General features: G+C 64.5%; 17 protein-coding genes and 1 riboswitch. Of the genes, 12 read left to right on the top strand and 5 right to left on the bottom strand.

What is annotated here, in order from left to right; all coding sequences use genetic code 11:
* The first annotated feature begins 256 nt into the window (after nucleotides 1–256).
* The 9 genes from exaC to L6D77_RS13485 all read left to right on the top strand — a co-directional run bounded on the left by exaC (nucleotide 257) and on the right by L6D77_RS13485 (nucleotide 9,547).
* Nucleotides 257–1,777: an acetaldehyde dehydrogenase ExaC gene (exaC, locus tag L6D77_RS13525; RefSeq protein WP_232882670.1), complete on the top strand. Its 1,521-nt coding sequence runs from the start codon at nucleotides 257–259 to the stop codon at nucleotides 1,775–1,777.
* Nucleotides 1,778–1,982: 205 nt separating this feature from the next.
* Entirely contained in the window at nucleotides 1,983–3,431 is a 1,449-nt protein-coding gene (gene eat, locus L6D77_RS13520; protein ID WP_232882669.1) for an ethanolamine permease, read from the top strand.
* A gap of 49 nt (nucleotides 3,432–3,480) precedes the next feature.
* Nucleotides 3,481–4,875: an ethanolamine ammonia-lyase subunit EutB gene (locus L6D77_RS13515; protein WP_232882668.1), complete on the top strand. Its 1,395-nt coding sequence runs from the start codon at nucleotides 3,481–3,483 to the stop codon at nucleotides 4,873–4,875.
* Nucleotides 4,876–4,883: 8 nt separating this feature from the next.
* A complete protein-coding gene (eutC, locus tag L6D77_RS13510) occupies nucleotides 4,884–5,702 on the top strand; it encodes an ethanolamine ammonia-lyase subunit EutC (RefSeq protein ID WP_232882667.1) in 819 nt (272 codons plus the stop codon).
* Nucleotides 5,703–5,807: 105 nt separating this feature from the next.
* Nucleotides 5,808–6,266, top strand: coding sequence for a GNAT family N-acetyltransferase (locus L6D77_RS13505; RefSeq protein WP_153787707.1), 459 nt, complete (start codon nucleotides 5,808–5,810; stop codon nucleotides 6,264–6,266).
* Nucleotides 6,267–6,596: 330 nt separating this feature from the next.
* Nucleotides 6,597–7,244, top strand: a complete 648-nt coding sequence (locus L6D77_RS13500; protein WP_232882666.1) for a DedA family protein — start codon at nucleotides 6,597–6,599, stop codon at nucleotides 7,242–7,244.
* Nucleotides 7,245–7,249: 5 nt separating this feature from the next.
* Complete coding sequence (locus tag L6D77_RS13495) at nucleotides 7,250–8,065, top strand: M90 family metallopeptidase (protein ID WP_232882665.1); 816 nt, start codon at nucleotides 7,250–7,252, stop codon at nucleotides 8,063–8,065.
* 91 nt (nucleotides 8,066–8,156) lie between these two features.
* Complete coding sequence (ppa, locus tag L6D77_RS13490; RefSeq protein ID WP_003255365.1) at nucleotides 8,157–8,684, top strand: inorganic diphosphatase; 528 nt, start codon at nucleotides 8,157–8,159, stop codon at nucleotides 8,682–8,684.
* Nucleotides 8,685–8,848: 164 nt separating this feature from the next.
* On the top strand, nucleotides 8,849–9,547 hold the full coding sequence (locus L6D77_RS13485; RefSeq protein WP_232882664.1) for a LexA family transcriptional regulator: 699 nt from the start codon (nucleotides 8,849–8,851) through the stop codon (nucleotides 9,545–9,547).
* A 318-nt stretch (nucleotides 9,548–9,865) separates the two neighbouring features.
* Here the strand turns inward: L6D77_RS13485 and L6D77_RS13480 are convergent, their stop codons facing one another.
* Both L6D77_RS13480 and L6D77_RS13475 read right to left on the bottom strand, forming a co-directional pair.
* The gene (locus L6D77_RS13480) at nucleotides 9,866–10,849 is read right to left on the bottom strand and encodes a zeta toxin family protein (protein WP_232882663.1); all 984 of its coding nucleotides are present in this window, start codon (nucleotides 10,847–10,849) and stop codon (nucleotides 9,866–9,868) included.
* Nucleotides 10,850–10,961: 112 nt separating this feature from the next.
* Nucleotides 10,962–12,176 carry an RtcB family protein gene (locus L6D77_RS13475; protein WP_232882737.1) on the bottom strand — a complete coding sequence of 405 codons (1,215 nt, stop codon included), beginning with the start codon at nucleotides 12,174–12,176 and terminating at the stop codon, nucleotides 10,962–10,964.
* An 85-nt stretch (nucleotides 12,177–12,261) separates the two neighbouring features.
* A riboswitch (FMN riboswitch) is annotated at nucleotides 12,262–12,403 on the top strand.
* 80 nt (nucleotides 12,404–12,483) lie between these two features.
* On the opposite strand from L6D77_RS13475, the gene ribB reads away from it, so the two are divergent.
* Complete coding sequence (gene ribB / locus L6D77_RS13470; protein ID WP_232882662.1) at nucleotides 12,484–13,134, top strand: 3,4-dihydroxy-2-butanone-4-phosphate synthase; 651 nt, start codon at nucleotides 12,484–12,486, stop codon at nucleotides 13,132–13,134.
* A 114-nt stretch (nucleotides 13,135–13,248) separates the two neighbouring features.
* On the opposite strand, the gene L6D77_RS13465 is transcribed toward ribB, so the two are convergent.
* From L6D77_RS13465 to L6D77_RS13455, 3 genes are read right to left on the bottom strand one after another with little or no spacing between them, the layout of a single operon-like run.
* A complete protein-coding gene (locus tag L6D77_RS13465) occupies nucleotides 13,249–14,442 on the bottom strand; it encodes an SGNH/GDSL hydrolase family protein (protein ID WP_232882661.1) in 1,194 nt (397 codons plus the stop codon).
* Between the two features lies 1 nt (nucleotide 14,443).
* Entirely contained in the window at nucleotides 14,444–15,556 is a 1,113-nt protein-coding gene (locus tag L6D77_RS13460; RefSeq protein WP_232882660.1) for an SGNH/GDSL hydrolase family protein, read from the bottom strand.
* Complete coding sequence (locus tag L6D77_RS13455; RefSeq protein ID WP_232882659.1) at nucleotides 15,543–16,946, bottom strand: MBOAT family O-acyltransferase; 1,404 nt, start codon at nucleotides 16,944–16,946, stop codon at nucleotides 15,543–15,545. Before L6D77_RS13455 ends, L6D77_RS13460 begins: the two co-directional genes overlap by 14 nt.
* Nucleotides 16,947–17,170: 224 nt before the next feature.
* Between L6D77_RS13455 and L6D77_RS13450 the strand changes: the two genes are divergently transcribed.
* Nucleotides 17,171–17,413 (top strand): exodeoxyribonuclease VII small subunit, encoded by a 243-nt coding sequence (locus L6D77_RS13450; RefSeq protein ID WP_011531978.1) that lies wholly within the window; start codon nucleotides 17,171–17,173, stop codon nucleotides 17,411–17,413.
* The gene (gene ispA, locus L6D77_RS13445) at nucleotides 17,410–18,297 is read left to right on the top strand and encodes a (2E,6E)-farnesyl diphosphate synthase (protein ID WP_232882658.1); all 888 of its coding nucleotides are present in this window, start codon (nucleotides 17,410–17,412) and stop codon (nucleotides 18,295–18,297) included. The genes L6D77_RS13450 and ispA overlap by 4 nt, the downstream gene beginning before the upstream one ends.
* Nucleotides 18,298–18,314: the final 17 nt, after the last annotated feature.

The following is an 18,314-nucleotide window of genomic DNA, read 5'->3' as shown; positions in this document are numbered from 1 at the left end:
TCTCCGCAGATAGAGCGTTGCGCCAGCATCCTCCAGGCACGAGCGCTTTGCAATGCTGGCTGACCACCGAGTCACCGGCTGTGCCATTAACGGTACAAAGTGTCACGCGCCCCGTGCCAGTGCTGATACAGGGCCGTACCGGCCCTTCTTGAAAAATGACCCAAGTCATTGATCCACAAGGGCCCTCCGGCACTGGCCCGACCTTTGCTCTACGCTTGGTAACTCCGCAACAATCACAAAGACCAGGAGACACACCATGCGTTACGCACATCCCGGTACCGAGGGCGCCAAGGTCAGCTTCAAGACCCGCTACGGCAACTACATCGGTGGTGAGTTCGTTCCTCCGGTAAAGGGTGAGTACTTCACCAACACCTCGCCGGTGAACGGCCAGCCGATCGCCGAGTTTCCTCGTTCCACTGCCGAAGACATCGACAAGGCCCTCGACGCCGCCCACGCCGCCGCCGATGCCTGGGGCCGCACCTCGGTACAGGACCGCTCCAACGTCCTGCTGAAAATCGCCGACCGCATCGAGCAGAACCTCGAACTGCTGGCCATCACCGAAACCTGGGACAACGGCAAGCCGATCCGCGAAACCCTCAACGCCGACATCCCCCTGGCCGTCGACCACTTCCGCTACTTCGCCGGCTGCATCCGCGCCCAGGAAGGCGGCGCCGCCGAGATCAACGAAAACACCGTGGCCTACCACATCCACGAACCGCTGGGGGTGGTCGGGCAGATCATCCCGTGGAACTTCCCGCTGCTGATGGCCGCCTGGAAGCTCGCCCCGGCCCTGGCCGCCGGCAACTGCGTGGTGCTCAAGCCCGCCGAACAGACCCCGCTGGGCATCACCGTGCTGCTGGAGCTGATCGGCGACCTGCTGCCCAAAGGCGTGCTCAATGTGGTGCAGGGTTATGGCCGCGAGGCCGGTGAAGCGCTGGCCACCAGCAAGCGCATCGCCAAGATCGCCTTCACCGGCTCCACTCCGGTCGGCTCGCACATCATGAAGTGCGCGGCCGAGAACATCATCCCGTCCACCGTCGAACTGGGTGGCAAGTCGCCGAACGTGTACTTCGAAGACATCATGCAGGCCGAGCCGAGCTTCATCGACAAGGCCGCCGAAGGCATGGTGCTGGCGTTCTTCAACCAGGGCGAAGTGTGCACCTGCCCGTCGCGGGCGCTGGTGCAGGAGTCGATCTACCCGCAGTTCATGGAAGTGGTGATGAAGAAGGTGCTGCAGATCAAGCGCGGCGACCCGCTGGACACCGACACCATGGTCGGCGCCCAGGCCTCGCAGCAGCAGTTCGACAAGATCCAGTCCTACCTGAAGATCGCCCAGGAAGAAGGCGCCGAGCTGCTGACCGGCGGCAAGGTGGAGCAACTCGAAGGTTCGCTGGCCACCGGCTACTACATCCAGCCGACCCTGCTCAAGGGCAACAACAAGATGCGCGTGTTCCAGGAGGAAATCTTCGGCCCGGTGGTCAGCGTGACCACCTTCAAGGACGAAGCCGAAGCCCTGGCGATTGCCAACGACACCGAGTTCGGCCTCGGCGCCGGCGTGTGGACCCGCGACATCAACCGCGCCTACCGCATGGGCCGCGGCATCAAGGCCGGCCGTGTGTGGACCAACTGCTACCACCTGTACCCGGCGCATGCCGCATTCGGTGGCTACAAAAAGTCCGGCGTCGGCCGTGAAACCCACAAGATGATGCTCGACCACTACCAGCAGACCAAGAACCTGCTGGTGAGCTACGACATCAACCCGCTGGGCTTCTTCTAGAACCGCGTCGCGCCCTTCGCGGGTAAACCCGCTCCCACAGGTACGCGCAATCCCTGTGGGAGCGGGTTCACCCGCGAAGACGCCAGCACCATTTTTAAACCAGACGCGGTTGCCGTGCAGCAACCGCTCTGGCTCGCTTCCTGCAGTACCTATCACCATCGGCCCGGAACCCTTCCGGCCACCAAGAAGAAAAACAGGTGAATCCATGCCAAGCGATCATTCCGCCGGCGCGCCGGCAAGCTCCTCCGTCGACTTCGAAAAGGTCAATTCCGAGTATTTCCAGCAACGTGAACTGAAAAAAGGTGCCGCCGGCTGGGTGCTGCTGGTCGGCCTGGGCGTGGCCTACGTGATTTCCGGCGACTACGCCGGCTGGAACTTCGGCCTGGCCCAGGGCGGCTGGGGCGGCATGTTCCTCGCCACCTTGCTGATGGCCACCATGTACCTGTGCATGTGCTTCTCGCTGGCCGAGCTGTCCTCGATGATCCCCACCGCCGGCGGCGGCTACGGCTTTGCCCGCAGCGCGTTCGGGCCCTGGGGCGGCTTCCTCACCGGCACGGCGATCCTCATCGAATACGCCATCGCCCCCGCGGCCATCGCCGTGTTCATCGGTGCCTACTGCCAGTCGTTGTTCGGTATCGGCGGCTGGATGATCTACCTGGCCTTCTACATCGTCTTCATCGGCATCCACATCTTCGGGGTGGGTGAGGCGCTGAAGCTGATGTTCATCATCACTGCCGTCGCCGCCATCGCCCTGGCGGTGTTCCTGATCGGCATGGTGCCCCATTTCGATGCAGCCAACCTGTTCGACATCGCCAAGACCGACGCAGTCGGTGCCAGCAGCTTCCTGCCGTTCGGCTATGTCGGCGTGTGGGCGGCGATCCCTTATGCGATCTGGTTCTTCCTCGCCGTCGAAGGCGTGCCCCTGGCCGCCGAAGAAACCAAGAACCCGAAACGCGACCTGCCGCGCGGCCTGATCGGCGCCATGCTGGTGCTGCTGGCCTTCGCCCTGCTGATCCTGGTGGTCGGCCCCGGCGGAGCGGGCGCCGATGCCCTCAAGGCCTCGGGCAACCCGCTGGTCGAGGCACTGTCGAAGGCTTACGGCGGCTCCACCTGGATGGGCGGCTTCGTCAACCTGGTCGGCCTGGCCGGCCTGATTGCCAGCTTCTTCTCGATCATCTACGCCTATTCGCGGCAGATCTTCGCCCTGTCCCGCGCCGGCTACCTGCCGCGCAAATTGTCCGAGACCAACAAGAGCAAGGCCCCGGTACTGGCCCTGGTGATCCCCGGGATCATCGGCTTCGCCCTGTCGCTCACCGGCCAGGGCGACCTGCTGATCCTGGTGGCGGTATTCGGCGCTACGCTGTCCTATGTGCTGATGATGGCCGCGCACATCACCCTGCGTATCCGTCGCCCGAAAATGGAGCGCCCGTATCGCACCCCCGGTGGCATCCTCACCTCGGGCGTGGCCCTGGTGCTGGCCTGTATCGCCGTGGTCGCCGGCTTCCTGGTCGACCCGCGTGTGGTGATTGGCGCCGCGGTGATCTATGCGGTATTGATCGCCTACTTTGCGTTCTACAGCCGCCACCACCTGGTGGCCGGTACGCCGGAAGAGGAATTCGCCGCGATCCAGAAGGCCGAAGAGGCCCTGCACTGATCGTCGACCCGCGCCGCAGGCCTGCCCTGCGGCGCTCTGGAGATTCTGTATGGCAAGTTTCGTACACACGGTGGGCCACCAGCTCTACCGTTTCGACAGCCTCAAAGAGGTCATGGCCAAGGCCAGCCCGGCACGCTCGGGCGACTACCTGGCCGGGGTGGCTGCCAGCAACGATGGCGAACGGGTCGCCGCGCAGATGGCCCTGGCCAATATCCCGCTCAAGCACTTCCTCAGCGAAGCGCTGATCCCCTACGAAGACGATGAAGTCACCCGGCTGATCATCGACAGCCACGACGACAAGGCCTTCGCCCCGGTCAGCCACCTGACCGTCGGCGGCCTGCGCGACTGGCTGCTCAGCGAACAGGCCGACGAGCACAGCCTGCGCGCCCTGGCCCCCGGCCTGACGCCGGAAATGGCCGCGGCGGTGTCGAAGATCATGCGTGTGCAGGACCTGGTGCTGGTGGCGCAGAAGATCCGCGTGGTCACCGCCTTCCGCGGCACCATGGGCCTGCGCGGGCGCTTGTCCACGCGGCTGCAACCCAACCACCCCACCGACGAACCCGCCGGTATCGCCGCCAGCATTCTCGACGGCCTGCTGTACGGCAATGGCGATGCCATGATCGGCATCAACCCGGCCACCGACAGCATCGCCTCGATCTGCGATTTGCTGGTGATGCTCGACAACATCATCCAGCGTTACCAGATCCCCACCCAGTCCTGCGTGCTGACCCACGTCACCACCAGCATCGAGGCGATCAACCGCGGCGTGCCACTGGACCTGGTGTTCCAGTCGATCGCCGGCACCGAGGCTGCGAATGCCGGCTTCGGCATCAACCTCAACGTGCTGCAGGAGGGTTACGAGGCGGGGCTGTCGCTCAAGCGCGGCACCCTCGGGCAGAACCTGATGTACTTCGAAACCGGCCAGGGCAGCGCCCTGTCGGCCAATGCCCACCACGGCGTCGACCAGCAAACCTGCGAAACCCGCGCCTATGCCGTGGCCCGCCATTTCAAACCGTTCCTGGTCAACACCGTGGTCGGTTTCATCGGCCCGGAATACCTCTACAACGGCAAGCAGATCATCCGCGCCGGCCTCGAGGACCACTTCTGCGGCAAGCTGCTGGGCGTGCCGATGGGCTGCGACATCTGCTACACCAACCACGCCGAAGCCGACCAGGACGACATGGACACCCTGCTCACCCTGCTGGGCGTGGCCGGGATCAACTTCATCATGGGCATCCCCGGCTCCGACGACATCATGCTCAACTACCAGACCACCTCGTTCCACGATGCGCTGTATGCGCGGCAAACCCTGGGCCTGAAGCCCGGGCCGGAATTCGAAGCGTGGCTGGAACGCACCGGCATCTTCACCCAGGCCGATGGCCGTGTCCGCTTCGGCGACAACCTGCCGCCGGCCTTCCGCCACGCGCTCGCGCAGCTGGCCTAGGAGCGCCCATGGACCGACACACCCCTACCGAGCAAAACCCCTGGCTGGCCCTGCGCACCCTCACCCCGGCGCGCATCGCCCTGGGCCGCACCGGCATCAGCCTGCCGACCGGTGCCCAGCTGGACTTCCAGTACGCCCACGCCCAGGCGCGCGATGCCGTGCACCTGCCCTTCGACCATGTTGGCCTGCGCCAGCAGCTCAGTGATCGTGGCCGCGACAGCCTGCTGCTGCACAGCGCCGCCAGCGACCGTCATCAATACCTTCAACGCCCTGACTTGGGCCGACGCCTGCATGAGGATTCGGCGCAACTGCTGCGCGAACACGCCCAAGCCAACGCTGGCGGCGTCGACCTGGCCATCGTCGTCGCCGACGGCCTGTCGGCACTGGCGGTGCACCGCCACACCCTGCCCTTCCTCAGCCGCTTCGAGGAGCAGGCCGCCGCCGACGGCTGGACCAGCGCCCCCGTGGTGCTGGTGGAACAGGGCCGGGTGGCGGTGGCCGATGAAGTGGGCGAGCTGCTCAAGGCGCGGATGACCGTGATGCTGATCGGCGAGCGCCCGGGCTTGAGCTCGCCCGACAGCCTCGGGCTGTACTTCACCTATGCGCCCAAGGTCGGCCTGACCGATGCCTACCGCAACTGTATTTCCAACGTGCGCCTGGAGGGCCTGAGCTACGGCATGGCCGCCCATCGCCTGCTGTACCTGATGCGCGAAGCCTGCAAGCGTCAACTTTCAGGGGTGAATCTCAAGGACGAAGCCGAGGTTCACAGCATCGAAAGTGACCATTCGGGCAAAAAAAACGGAAACTTCCTACTCGGAGAAGGGTAAAAAACATGTCACGGAAGGCGGATTGCACTTGTAGGCTGCTTTAGGCAGCATGCAGTTGACTGCTGGCAATCCGCCGTATCCCCCAATGGACACTGAGGCCCGCACATGCGAATCATCAAGGCTACCCTGGAGCACCTCGACCTGCTCACGCCGTTGTTTGTGAAGTACCGTGAGTTCTATGGCCAGCTGCCTTACCCGGACAGCTCCCGCAGCTTCCTGGAAAAGCGCCTCAAGCGCGGCGAATCGATCATCTACCTCGCCCTGCCCGTTGACGACGACAGCAAGTTGCTGGGTTTCTGCCAGCTCTACCCGAGCTTCTCGTCGCTGTCGCTCAAACGTGTGTGGATCCTCAACGACATCTACGTCGCCGAAGACTCCCGGCGCATGCTGGTGGCCGACCACCTGATGCGTGAAGCCAAGAAAATGGCCAAGGAATCGAACGCGGTGCGCATGCGCGTGTCCACCAGCAGCGACAATGAAGTAGCGCGCAAAACTTACGAATCCATGGGCTTTCGCAAGGACACCGAGTTCGAGAACTACATCCTGCCGATCACCCAGGATTGAACGCACATACTGCTCGAGGCTGCTCTCACAGCACTGCACAGATCTAATTGATGTGGCAGGGCCCTGTGGGAGCGGCTTCAGCCGCGAACGCCGGCACAGCCGGTGCCATACATCGCGTCGCCTGCTTCGCGGCTAAAGCCGTTCCCACAGGTTATGCGTGTCGTCGTAACCCGCCGCTACAAACTGTCCGGGCAGGATCCCGACTTAACCGTATAATCCCCGTCCAGTCACGTGTGAAAAGTTACCTTCCCCAGGTGAATCTGCCCACGCCCAAGACACTGTCCGTCATCGCGCGCCCGTAGAAGCGGGTCAAGAACACAGGTGCTGTACATGGATTTCAACCCGCTGGACCTCATCCTGCATCTCGATGCCTACCTCGATCTGCTGGTGACCAACTACGGCCCCTGGATCTACGCCATCCTGTTTGCCGTGATCTTCTGTGAAACCGGCCTGGTGGTGATGCCATTCCTGCCGGGTGATTCGCTGCTGTTCATCGCCGGTGCCGTGGCCGCAGGCGGCGGCATGGACCCGGTGCTGCTGGCCGGCCTGCTGATGGCGGCGGCCATTCTCGGCGACAGCACCAACTATGTGATCGGGCGCACGGCGGGCGAACGGCTGTTCAGCAACCCCAAATCGAAGATCTTCCGCCAGGATTATTTGCAGCGTACCCACGACTTCTATGCCCGCCATGGCGGCAAGACCGTCACCCTCGCCCGCTTCCTGCCGATCCTGCGCACCTTCGCACCGTTCGTGGCCGGCATCGCCCACATGCACTACCCGCGCTTCCTGGCATTCAGCATCACCGGCTCGCTGCTGTGGGTGGGTGGCCTGGTCACGCTGGGCTACTTCTTCGGCAATGTGCCGTTCATCAAGCAGCACCTTTCGCTGATGGTAGTGGCCATCATTGTCCTGTCGCTGGTGCCGATGATCCTCGGCCTGCTGCGCGGCCGCCTGGGCCGCACCGCCAAGGCCCACTGACGCGAATGTGGTCGTTCAGCGCCTGGCGCCGCCGGCGCACCCTGGCCCGCTACCCGGTCGATGCACAACTGTGGCAGGCCATCCGCGAGCGCCTGCCGATGCTCGATGGCATCAGCGACGACGAAGACCGCTGGCTGCGCGAGGCCTGCGTGCTGTTCCTGCACGACAAGCACCTGACCGCCCTGCCCGGGGTCGAGCTGGATGATGCGCAACGTCTGTTCCTCGCTGCCCAGGCCCAACTGCCCCTGCTGCACCTGGGCGAGCTGAACTGGTACCAAGGGTTCCATGAGCTCATCCTCTACCCCGACGACTTCGTCAGCCCCCAGCGCCACCGCGACAGCAGCGGCGTGGAACATGTGTGGGACGCCGAGCACAGCGGCGAAGCCTGGCAGCAGGGCCCGGTGATCCTGGCCTGGCCCGGGGTGCTGGCCAGCGGCGGCTGGGAAGCCTACAACCTGGTGATCCACGAACTGGCACACAAGCTCGACATGCTCAATGGCGATGCCAATGGCCTGCCGCCGCTGCACAGCGGCATGCAAGTCGAAGACTGGGCCAACGCCATGCAGCACGCCTACGACGACCTGAACCGCCAGCTCGACGCCAACCCCGATGCCGAGACCGCCATCGATCCTTATGCCGCAGAGAACCCGGCGGAGTTCTTCGCCGTGGCCAGCGAGTACTTCTTCAGCGCCCCCGACTTGCTGCACGCGGCTTATCCAAAGGTCTACCACCAGCTGTCGCTGTTCTACCGCCAGGACCCGCTGGCCCGTCTGGCACGCTTGCAGGCCGAGCACCCGGCCTACCGCGAAGGCCACGCCTGACCGCCCCGCACATCAGGCCGGGCGTGGCATGCATGGCGGAATGTGCCTATAATCGCGCCACTTTTTTGATCAAACACGGGGGCATAGCCCAATGAGCTACAGCAAGATCCCGGCTGGCAAAGACCTGCCGAACGACATCTACGTCGCTATCGAGATCCCGGCCAACCACGCGCCGATCAAGTACGAAATCGACAAGGACAGCGACACCCTGTTCGTCGACCGCTTCATGGCCACCCCGATGTTCTACCCGGCCAACTACGGTTTCATCCCCAACACCCTGGCTGACGACGGTGATCCGCTGGACGTGCTGGTTGTCACCCCGTACCCGGTTGCCCCAGGTTCGGTCATCCGCGCCCGCCCGGTCGGCGTGCTGAACATGACCGACGACGGCGGCGGCGACGCCAAGGTCATCGCCGTCCCGCACGACAAGCTGTCGCAGCTGTACGTTGACGTGAAGGAATACACCGACCTGCCAGCCCTGCTGATCCAGCAGATCGAGCACTTCTTCGCCAACTACAAGGATCTGGAGAAGGGCAAGTGGGTCAAGATCGAAGGCTGGGAAGGCGCCGACGCCGCCCGCGCCGCGATCACCAAGTCGGTTGCTGCCTACAAGGGCTGAAGCTGACGCTTGAAGAAAGCCCTGCCTCGGCAGGGCTTTTTTATGGGCGCTGGAAAATTCCTACTCGCCCCTAGGCAATTGCCTGCAAACCAGGATGATTCCCACAGTTCGCCTCCACATCGGGTTCATTTCCACACAGTAAGCAGGGCGATAGACTCGCCCCCATGAACTCATCCGGTGACCGCCTCAAAGCCCTCCTGCAGGAGTGCAACCTGACCCCTTCCGACTTTGCCGCCCAACGCAATGTCACGCCCCAGCACATCAACAATTGGTTCAAGCGTGGCGTGCCGCAGGCCCGTCTCGACGAAATTGCCGGCCTGTTCTGTGTGTACACGCGCTGGCTACGCAGCGGCGAAGGCCCCAAACATCCCGACCCTCTCGCCCCTGCCCGCCCTGCCGTTGCCCCCACGCAAGCCCCGGCGCCGCTGCTGGCCCTGGGCACGCCAAGCGTGCAACTGCCCTTGCACCAGGTGCAGCAGGGCAGCCTGAGTGCCACGCCTGGGCTGTTCCAGCCGATCCCTCGCCAGGCCCTCGACAGTGTGGGGGTTGCCGCACACAACGCCTTCTGTATCGGCATGCCGGCCAGCAACATGGCGCCGCTGTTGCCCCTGGGCACGCTCCTGGCCATCGACTCCAGCCTCATCCAGGTGATCGAGGGCGAGTACTTCGCGCTGCTGCACAACGGCAAACTGCGCGTGCATCGGCTCACCCAGGGCAGCAATGGCACGGTGTGCCTGCACAGCCACGACCGCCTCAACCATCCTGTCGAGCGCTACACCGCAGCACAACGCAGGGCGCAGAAGCTGCAGATACTGGGCTGGGTCTTCTGGTGGTCGTGCCTGCGCCCGGCGCGGCCATGCTGAAACACTTGGCACCACTTTTTGCTGGGCATCCCCGATGAGCCCTAGTATGCTACGCGCCACATCACGCCCCCTGATGGTGCAAGCCGCATTGCAGAGGGCCTGGCGACGCCTCACACAGCCGTCAGCCATCTTTTCAAGGCCATGTTGCCAACCGTTTAAGGCGATTGCGGCTTATCAAAAATGAGCCAAGATCGTCCCCGAGAAGCCGGCCACAAGCCGGCTTTTTAATGCCTGCACGTTTCCTATACATCACCACGTAGCATCGCCCGGGCTTCTGCGGTGCGTCTTGCGCGCGCCCATCGGGCTATTAGGCAACGCTCAGGGATGCAAGTACTTGAGCACGTACAGAGACAGCTCACGGAACACCTCCGCCGGGATCCGCTCGCTCAACGCCTGCGCCTTGCCCAAGGTTGCACAACACGCCTTGAGCATGTTGCCGCGCACCTGGTCATCGATCATGCCGGAGTGCACCAGTTGGAAGAACTGTGGGTAGGTACTGGGCACCTGATCCAGGGAAGTACGGCGTATCTCGAACAGCCCATTGATATGGGGCGGCTGAAAATACGCTTCACCGGCCTTTGCCGCTTGCGGCACCAGGTGCAGCGCAGGCGAGCAGATGCTGTGGCACAGCAGCTTGCTGTCCCGGTGGGTTTCCATACCGCGCTGATACAGGCTGATCTGCGAGCCGGGAGTCACCAGGCAGGCGGCCTCGAAGGCATCGATGATCTTCATGGCATTGGCTTGCGACGCCTCGATCTTGCTCAGTGAAACGAAGCGTTCGAGCAGGTCCTCGGCCACGCTCTTCACGCCGCGCTCCAGGGTATTCCAGTGACCGAACTCCTTCTGGCAGGCGATCAGGTGCAACTCCAGCTGGTAACCCGCCTGCTGCGCCAAGGCCGGTACATCGGCGAAGGCTGCGTCGTCCAGCGCGGTCTCCATGATGATGTCGTAGTGGTTGGCCAGCGCATGTTCGAAGAGCTTGCCGCCCAACTGCCAGATGAACTGCTCGGTGTGGGCGTAGACATGCCGGCCACCGTGGGCCTTCATCTGCTCGTACTGTGGATGCAACTTGCGATACGCCGGGTCGTAAAGACTGACGTAGTCGTCATAACGCTTGCTCGCCAGCAGCGAGTGGTTGAGCAGATAGGTCTTGCCCGAGCCTTCGGCGCCGGCCACCACCAGCATTCTCGGCGCCGGGTTGCCTAGGGCGTCAGTACGTCGTTTACGGCTGAACAGAAGGGGTTCAAGGGTTTCGAAGGCGGTTACAACGTCTTCGGCGGTGAAGCTATGGAGCTGGGACATGCTGGTCGTTCCTGTTGGCGGCCCGGGAGTGAGCGAGCCAACAAGGTAAAACCCGTTCAGGCGACGCCTGCGGTAGATAGCGCTGCCATCCGTGCAGTTGCTCATCGCAACTTCAGCCTTTCACACACACCACCTGACGCAGGGTATGCACCACCTCGACCAGCTCGCGCTGAGCCAGCATCACCGCATCGATATCCTTGTAGGCCATGGGGATCTCGTCGATCACGTCCTTGTCCTTGCGGCACTCCACATGGGCCGTGGCGCGCCGCTGGTCGTCGACGGTGAAGCGGCTCTTGGCCCTGGTCCGGCTCATCGCCCGGCCGGCGCCATGGCTGCAGGAGCAGAACGACTCCTCATTACCCAGGCCGCGCACAATGAAGCTCTTGGCGCCCATGGACCCCGGGATGATGCCCAGCTGGCCCTTCTGCGCCGACACTGCACCTTTGCGGGTCACCAGCACCTCGCGGCCGAAGTGCTGCTCCTTCTGCACGTAGTTGTGGTGGCAGTTGACCGCTTCGAGGCTGGCCTCGAACGGTTTGCCCAGCACCTTGCGGGTGGCCGCCACCACCGCCTGCATCATCAGTTCGCGGTTGTGCCGGGCAAAGTCCTGGGCCCATTCCACCGCCTCCACGTAGTCGGCGAAATGCCGGCTGCCTTCCTCGAAGTAGGCCAGGTCCTTGTCTGGCAAATTGGCCAGGTGCTGGCGCATATCGGCCTGGGCCAGCTCGATGAACAGGTTGCCGATGGCATTGCCGACGCCGCGCGAGCCGCTGTGCAGCATGAACCAGACCCGATCGGCCTCGTCCAGGCAGACTTCGATGAAATGGTTGCCGCCACCCAGGGTGCCCAGGTGCTGGCGGTTGTTGGTTTTTTCCAGCCTTGGGTACTTGTCGGTGATGGCCTTGAAGCGCTCGGCCAGGCCCTGCCACTGCTGGTCGGCTTGCCTGGGCACGTTGTCCCAGGCGCCCTGATCGCGGCGGCCGAAGGTCTTGCCGTGGGGCACAGCCTGCTCGATGGCCGTGCGCAGGCCGTGCAGGTTGTCCGGCAGGTCGCGGGCATGCAGCGAGGTCCGCGCGGCGATCATGCCGCAGCCGATGTCCACCCCCACCGCCGCCGGAATGATCGCGCCGACCGTGGGGATCACACTGCCGATGGTCGAACCCTTGCCCAGGTGCACGTCCGGCATCACCGCCAGGTGCTTGAAGATGAACGGCATCTGCGCCGTGTTGAGCAACTGTTTACGGGCCTCGTCTTCGACCGGCACGCCGTCGGTCCACAGTTTGATCGGCTTGCCGCCGGCGCCTTGCAAGGTGTCCATGTCATCGATTCCGCTGAGCCTTTGCCCGCCATGATACCGCCGAAGGTCGTAGGCCGGCCGCTTGCCAGCAGGGTGGCACAGTGCTGTATGCTTGCCCGGTCTTCAGGGCGGGGTGAAAGTCCCCACCGGCGGTAAATCGAAAGATGAGCCCGCGAGCGCCCCGGCCATGCCGGGGGTCAGCAGATCTGGTGCGACTCCAGAGCCGACGGTCATAGTCCGGATGAAAGAAGGCGTTTGGCAGGGGCCGTCCGGGCGCCCCTGCGCACGCATTTTGTTCGCCCCGAGACGTTCATCGATCATTCACGAGGAGCGTTTCATGTCCACCTTGCACTCCAAGCAATTCCCCAACGTCACTGCCGCCATCGCCGCCTTCCAGGCCGGGCGCCCGGTACTGCTGCTCGACGACGACGACCGCGAGGACGAAGCCGATATCGTCGCCGCCGCCGAGAACCTTTCGCTGCAGACCATGGCCATGATGATCCGCGACTGCAGCGGCATCGTCTGCCTGTGCCTGGACGAAGCCACCGTCGACGCCCTGCAGCTGGCGCCGATGGTGCCGAACAACCAGGCCCGCCACGGCACCGGCTTCACCGTCACCATCGAGGCGGCCGAGGGCGTGAGCACCGGCGTTTCGGCGCAGGACCGCATCACCACCATCGAAGCGGCGCTGCGCTCCACCGCGCAGCAGCGGCATATCGTCAGCCCTGGGCATGTGTTCCCGCTGCGCGCCCGCGACGGCGGCGTGCTGACCCGCCGCGGCCACACTGAGGGCTCGGTGGACCTGGCGCGCCTGGCCGGCCTGCGCCCGGCGGCGGTGTTGTGCGAACTGATGAACCCCGATGGCAGCATGGCCCGGGGTGAGCAGGTGGCGGTGTATGCCCGCCAGTACAACCTGCCGGTGCTGACCATCGAGGAATTGGCGCGCTATCGCGAAGCCATGCTGGAGCTTGAGGCCGAGCCGGCCTGAGCCATCCTGGGGCCGCTTTGCGGCCCTTTCGCGACACAAGGCCGCTCCTACAGGGAATCGCGATTTCCTGTAGGAGCGGCCTTGTGCCGCGAAGAGGGCTGCTGCTGACTCACATCAACGCAACCCCAACGGCCCCTTCAAGAACGCATACAACCCCGCCGCACTCTTGCGATAGCCGTCAGCCGTCAAGTGCACCAGGTCTGGCCGCGCCAGCCCATTGGTCTGCCAGCCAGCAATCGAGCATGGCCCGCCCATGAACGCCTGCCAGTCCCAGAACAGCGCCTTGTGCTGCTTTGCCAGTTGCTTTTGAATGCGGATCACCGACGCCAACGGCTGCGGCTGGCGCGCCGCACAACTACCCGCCTTGCGCCGCTTGATCGAATCCGGTGGCCCGACCAGCAGGATCGCCGCTTGCGGCAGGTCCTTGCGCAGGCTGCCCAGTGTGGTTTCCAGCTGCGACTGGTACAGCCCCAGGTCGAGCGTGTCGTCAAACGCCTCATTGGTGCCATAGGCCAGGATCACCAGGTCCGGCCGTACGGCCTTGAGGCTGTCGAGCCACCCTGGCTGCCACTTGTCCACCACGTCTTGGCGGGCGCCATTGATGCCTAAAGCCGAGTAGATCACGCCAGCATTCTTCTGCCCTTGCAGGTACCAGCCACCCAACGCGATGTTTCGGCCCCCCTCGACGCTCAGTTGCAGCGGCAGGCCGAGGTTGGCGAAGGCCGGGCTGAAGCGCCATTGGCCGTTGCTGATGGCCAAAGGGCGGCGCTGGCCGCCGTTGGCCAGCAGTGTGGCGTTGCCGGTGGACTGGTACAGCGCCGAGACCTTGTAGCGCTGACGGTCTTCATCACGCGCCTGCAACAGCACGCTGGAGCGGTTGGCCTGGGGCAGCGACAAATACCCCCCAAGCGGGAACTGGTTGCTCTGCTGATTGCGCGCCGACACCAGCTGCCACTGGCGCGCCTCGCTCTTGATGATCACCCGGTCATTGCGGATACCCGGCACCGACGAGGCCGGCACCAAGCCGATGCCGCCATCGCCATATTGTGCCTGCAGCAGGCGACGCAGCTCACCGCTGAACAGATCGGCGGCGGTGTGCGAGTCGCCCAGCTGGACAATGGCGACCGGCGCGCGGCTGGCACTGCGCAACTTGCCGGCGAGCAGGCCGACATTGCCGTCCTGGCGCGCAACGGGCGCGGCTGCCGGCCGTGCGGCGGGCTGGGTGGCCACGCTGTTGGCGCCGGTGCTGCACGCGGGGATGGCGCTGATCAGCAGGGCCAGGCCCAGCAGGTGATGCCATTGGCGCATCTTAGTGTCCTGTAACGGTCAGGCCCGGCAAGCTGATCAGCGACAGTACCTGTGCGGCGATCATCTTCTGGCCTGTGATGGTGAAATGAATGCCGTCGTCGACCCGTACCTTGACCCGCTTGCCGTCGGGCGTCAGCACGGTCGAGGCAAACCCGTCGTCGGCATAGCCGAGGATCGGGTTGGCCGACACATAATGCTGGCCGAACAGCGCAGTCTGCTCCTGGTACAGGCCGCTCAGATAACCCATGGCCGTGGACAACCGCGGCTTCTCCATGTTCGGCGGCCCGACCCACAGCACCTGCACGTTGTGCGCACGGGCCTGGTCGAGGATCGAGTCGATACGTGCACGATAGGCCACTTCCCACTCCGGCGACTTGAAGCGCAGGAACGGCTTGCCCTTGCCCTGGGGCATGTCCCAGGGGTCGTTCGGGCCGAGGAACACCACCATCAGGCGGATGTTCGGCTCGTGGGCAAGGGTCTCGGCCACGGTTTTCGGCCAGTTGAAAAAGCCTGGGTAAGCGAGGCCGGTGCTCTGTTTGCTGAGGTTGACCGTGCGGATCTGGTAGCGCTTGCGCAGGCTGTTGGCCAGGTGCGGGGCCACGCCCTGCATCAGCGAATCGCCGACCAGCAGCACGTCATCACCGGCGGCCAGGGAAACCAGGGTTCCAGGTTGCAGCAAGGCCGGGGCAGGTGGTGCCGGCGGCGTTGCAGCGGCCACGTGTGGCTGCGGGGTATGCGCCGGCTTGGCCACTGGCGCCGCCGGCAACGGTTTGGCCAGCGCCGCCGGTGTTTCCAGGTTGACCGTGACCACCGGCATCGGTGCGGGCAGCACCTCGGGCACCGGGCCTGCGACCCGCTGCGCCTCCTGCAACTGCTCGATAACGCTGTCTCGCCCCTGCTCCAGCGCCGTCGTCAGCTGCGCCCCGAAGCGCCAGGCCGACAGTTGGCCGAGCAGCGGGATCTCGCAGCTCTGGTGGTACTTCTGCTGGCAGTACAGCCTGATCGAGTCCTGGTTCAACCAGAACAACAACGCGGTGGTGACCACGATCGCGTACAACGCACGGGCCGCGCCCATCTGCACCTGAAACAGCTGTTGGCTATCAGAAGCTTGCATAGATGAACCCCGGCACACCCGATTGCGATGCAAAAATCACCAGCGACACGCCGATCCCCAACGGCACCGGATACAGCTGCCAGGGCAGCCGCTGGCTGGCGGCAAAGCCCTTGCGCAGCAGTGCCAGCCACTGTGGATAAGTGGCGATGTACAACACGCAGGCCAGCAGCATCAGGCCAGTGGCGCTGTTGAGCCCGGCCAGGCTCAGCTGGGCGATGTCGCCGAGCATCTCGACGGCGCCGTCCAGCGTCGGGCTGCGGAAGAAGACCCAGGCAAAGGCCACGTAGTGGAAGGTCATCAGCCGTGCCAGCAGGCCAGCGCCCGGCATACGCGCAAAGCCCGGCAGCAGCTGGCTGAACAGTTTGGAGAGGGCCAGGCCAACCCCGTGCAGCGCACCCCACAGGATGAAGTTGATGCTTGCGCCATGCCACAGCCCGGACACCAGCATCGCCAGCAGCATGTTCAGGTTGCCGCGCCACACGCCTTTGCGGTTGCCGCCCAGCGGGATATAGACGTAGTCACGGATGAAGCGCGACAGGCTGATGTGCCAGCGGCCCCAGAACTCCTTGAGGTTGTGCGCAGCATAAGGCGCGTTGAAGTTCTCCGGCAGGCGGAACCCCAGCAGCAGGGCGATGCCGGTGACCAGGTTGGTGTAGCCGCTGAAGTTGAAGTAGATCAGCAGGCTGTAGCCATAGACGCTCAGCAGCACTTGCTCGGGGGTGAAGCTGCCCGGGGTTTCGAACACCGGGTCGACCCACTCGATGCCCAGCCAGGCACTGAGGAAGAACAGCTTGACCACCGCCAGCGCGATCAAGCCCAACGCTCGCTGCGGCTCCAGCACCTGGCGCAGGCCCTGCGGGCGAATCTGCGGCAGCATGTGCAGCGCGCGGTTGACCGGGCCGGCTACCAGGCTCGGGAAGAACGCCAGGTACAGGGCCAGGTCCAGCGGTGCGGCCGGCGCCAGTTCGCGGCGGTTGATCGACACCAGGTAGCTGACCGAATGGAAGGTGTAGAACGACAGGCCGATCGGCACCAGCAGTTCCAGCAACGGCAGCGACACGTCGAGCCCGGCCTCAGCCAGCGCGGCTTGCACGCCCTCGACGAAGAAGGCCTGGTACTTGAACAGGTAGAAGCAGCCCAGCACCAGGGTCAGCAGCAGCACGCTGCAGAACCTGCGCCCGGGGTAACGCCCGGCCAGCAGCCCCAGCAGGTACACCAGTGCGCTGTAGCCCAGCAGGATGTACAGGGAGTTCAGGCTGAAACTGGCCACCAGGCCATAGCTTGCCGCCAGTAGCAGGAGGTTCTGTAGCCGCGCACTCCAGCACAAGCTCCAGTACACAATGAAGAACAGCGTGAAGCAGAGGCCGAATTCGATCGAAAGGAAGCTCACAACGTAGTCCATTACGTGACATCAAAGGGGAGCGCCAGCCCGCAGGCCAGAGCGCGCGGATTATGTCAGAGGGGCATTCCCCTCACAATCTGAAAGCAATTGGATTTGCAAGACGTCCTTACTCACTCAAATGCAACAAAATAAGACCAAAGCCTCGCTGATTTGCTCCCCCTGCCCCGCTCTGCTAGTGTCGCGCCGTTCTGAACACCACCGAGACAGTCGCCATGGCCCGCAAAAAAGCCTCCATCGATTTCGAACAGTCCCTCGCCGACCTGCAAGCCCTGGTCGAGCGCCTGGAGAACGGCGAATTGTCGCTGGAAGAGTCGCTGGCCGCCTTCGAGCAAGGCATCGCCCTGACCCGCGACTGCCAGGGCGCCCTGGCCCAGGCCGAGCAAAAGGTGCAGATCCTGCTGGAGCGTGACGGCGAGCTGGCTGCCCAGCCGTTCGACGCGGAGCCAGAGGCATGATCGCCAGTTACCAGGCCAGCGCCCAGGCACGGGTCGACGCCGCCCTCGAAACCCTGTTCAACGCCCCCTCCAAAGAACTCGAACGCCTGTACGCCGCCATGCGCTACAGCGTGATGAACGGCGGCAAGCGCGTGCGCCCGCTGCTCGCCTACGCCGCCTGCGAGGCCCTTGGTGCGCCGGCCGAACAGGCCAACGGTGCGGCCTGCGCGGTGGAGCTGATCCACGCCTACTCGCTGGTGCATGACGACCTGCCGGCGATGGACGATGACGACCTGCGTCGCGGCCAGCCGACCACCCACAAAGCCTTCGACGAAGCCTGCGCCATCCTGGCCGGCGACGGCCTGCAGAGCCTGGCCTTCAGCGCCCTGCTCGACCCGGCGCTGAGCCCGCAGGCCGACAGCATCCGCCTGCAGATGGTCCAGGCCCTGGCCAAGGCCGCGGGCCCCGCCGGCATGGTCGGCGGCCAGGCCATCGACCTTGGCTCGGTGGGCGTCAAGCTCGACCAGCAGGCCCTGGAGTACATGCACCGGCACAAGACCGGCGCACTGATCGAAGCCAGCGTGCGCCTTGGCGCCCTGGCCAGCGCCCGCGCAGAACAAGCCCAGCTCGACGCCCTGCAGACGTATGCACAGGCCATCGGCCTGGCCTTCCAGGTGCAGGACGACATCCTCGACGTGGAGAGCGACACCGCCACCCTGGGCAAACGCCAGGGCGCCGACATCGCCCGCGACAAACCGACCTACCCGGCGCTGCTCGGGCTGGACGCGGCCAAGGCCTATGCCCTGGAGCTGCGCGACCAGGCGCTGGGTGCCCTTGCAGGCTTCGGCGACAGCGCCGAGCCGCTGCGGGCGCTGGCCCGGTACATCGTCGAACGCCGCCATTGAACCTTGACGCCTATCCC

Origin of the sequence: Pseudomonas parasichuanensis, assembly GCF_021601385.1 — a bacterium.
In the GTDB taxonomy this organism is placed as follows: Bacteria; Pseudomonadota; Gammaproteobacteria; order Pseudomonadales; family Pseudomonadaceae; genus Aquipseudomonas; species Aquipseudomonas parasichuanensis.
Note: the sequence above shows the minus strand (reverse complement) of the source record. Positions and strands in the feature narration are given on the sequence as shown.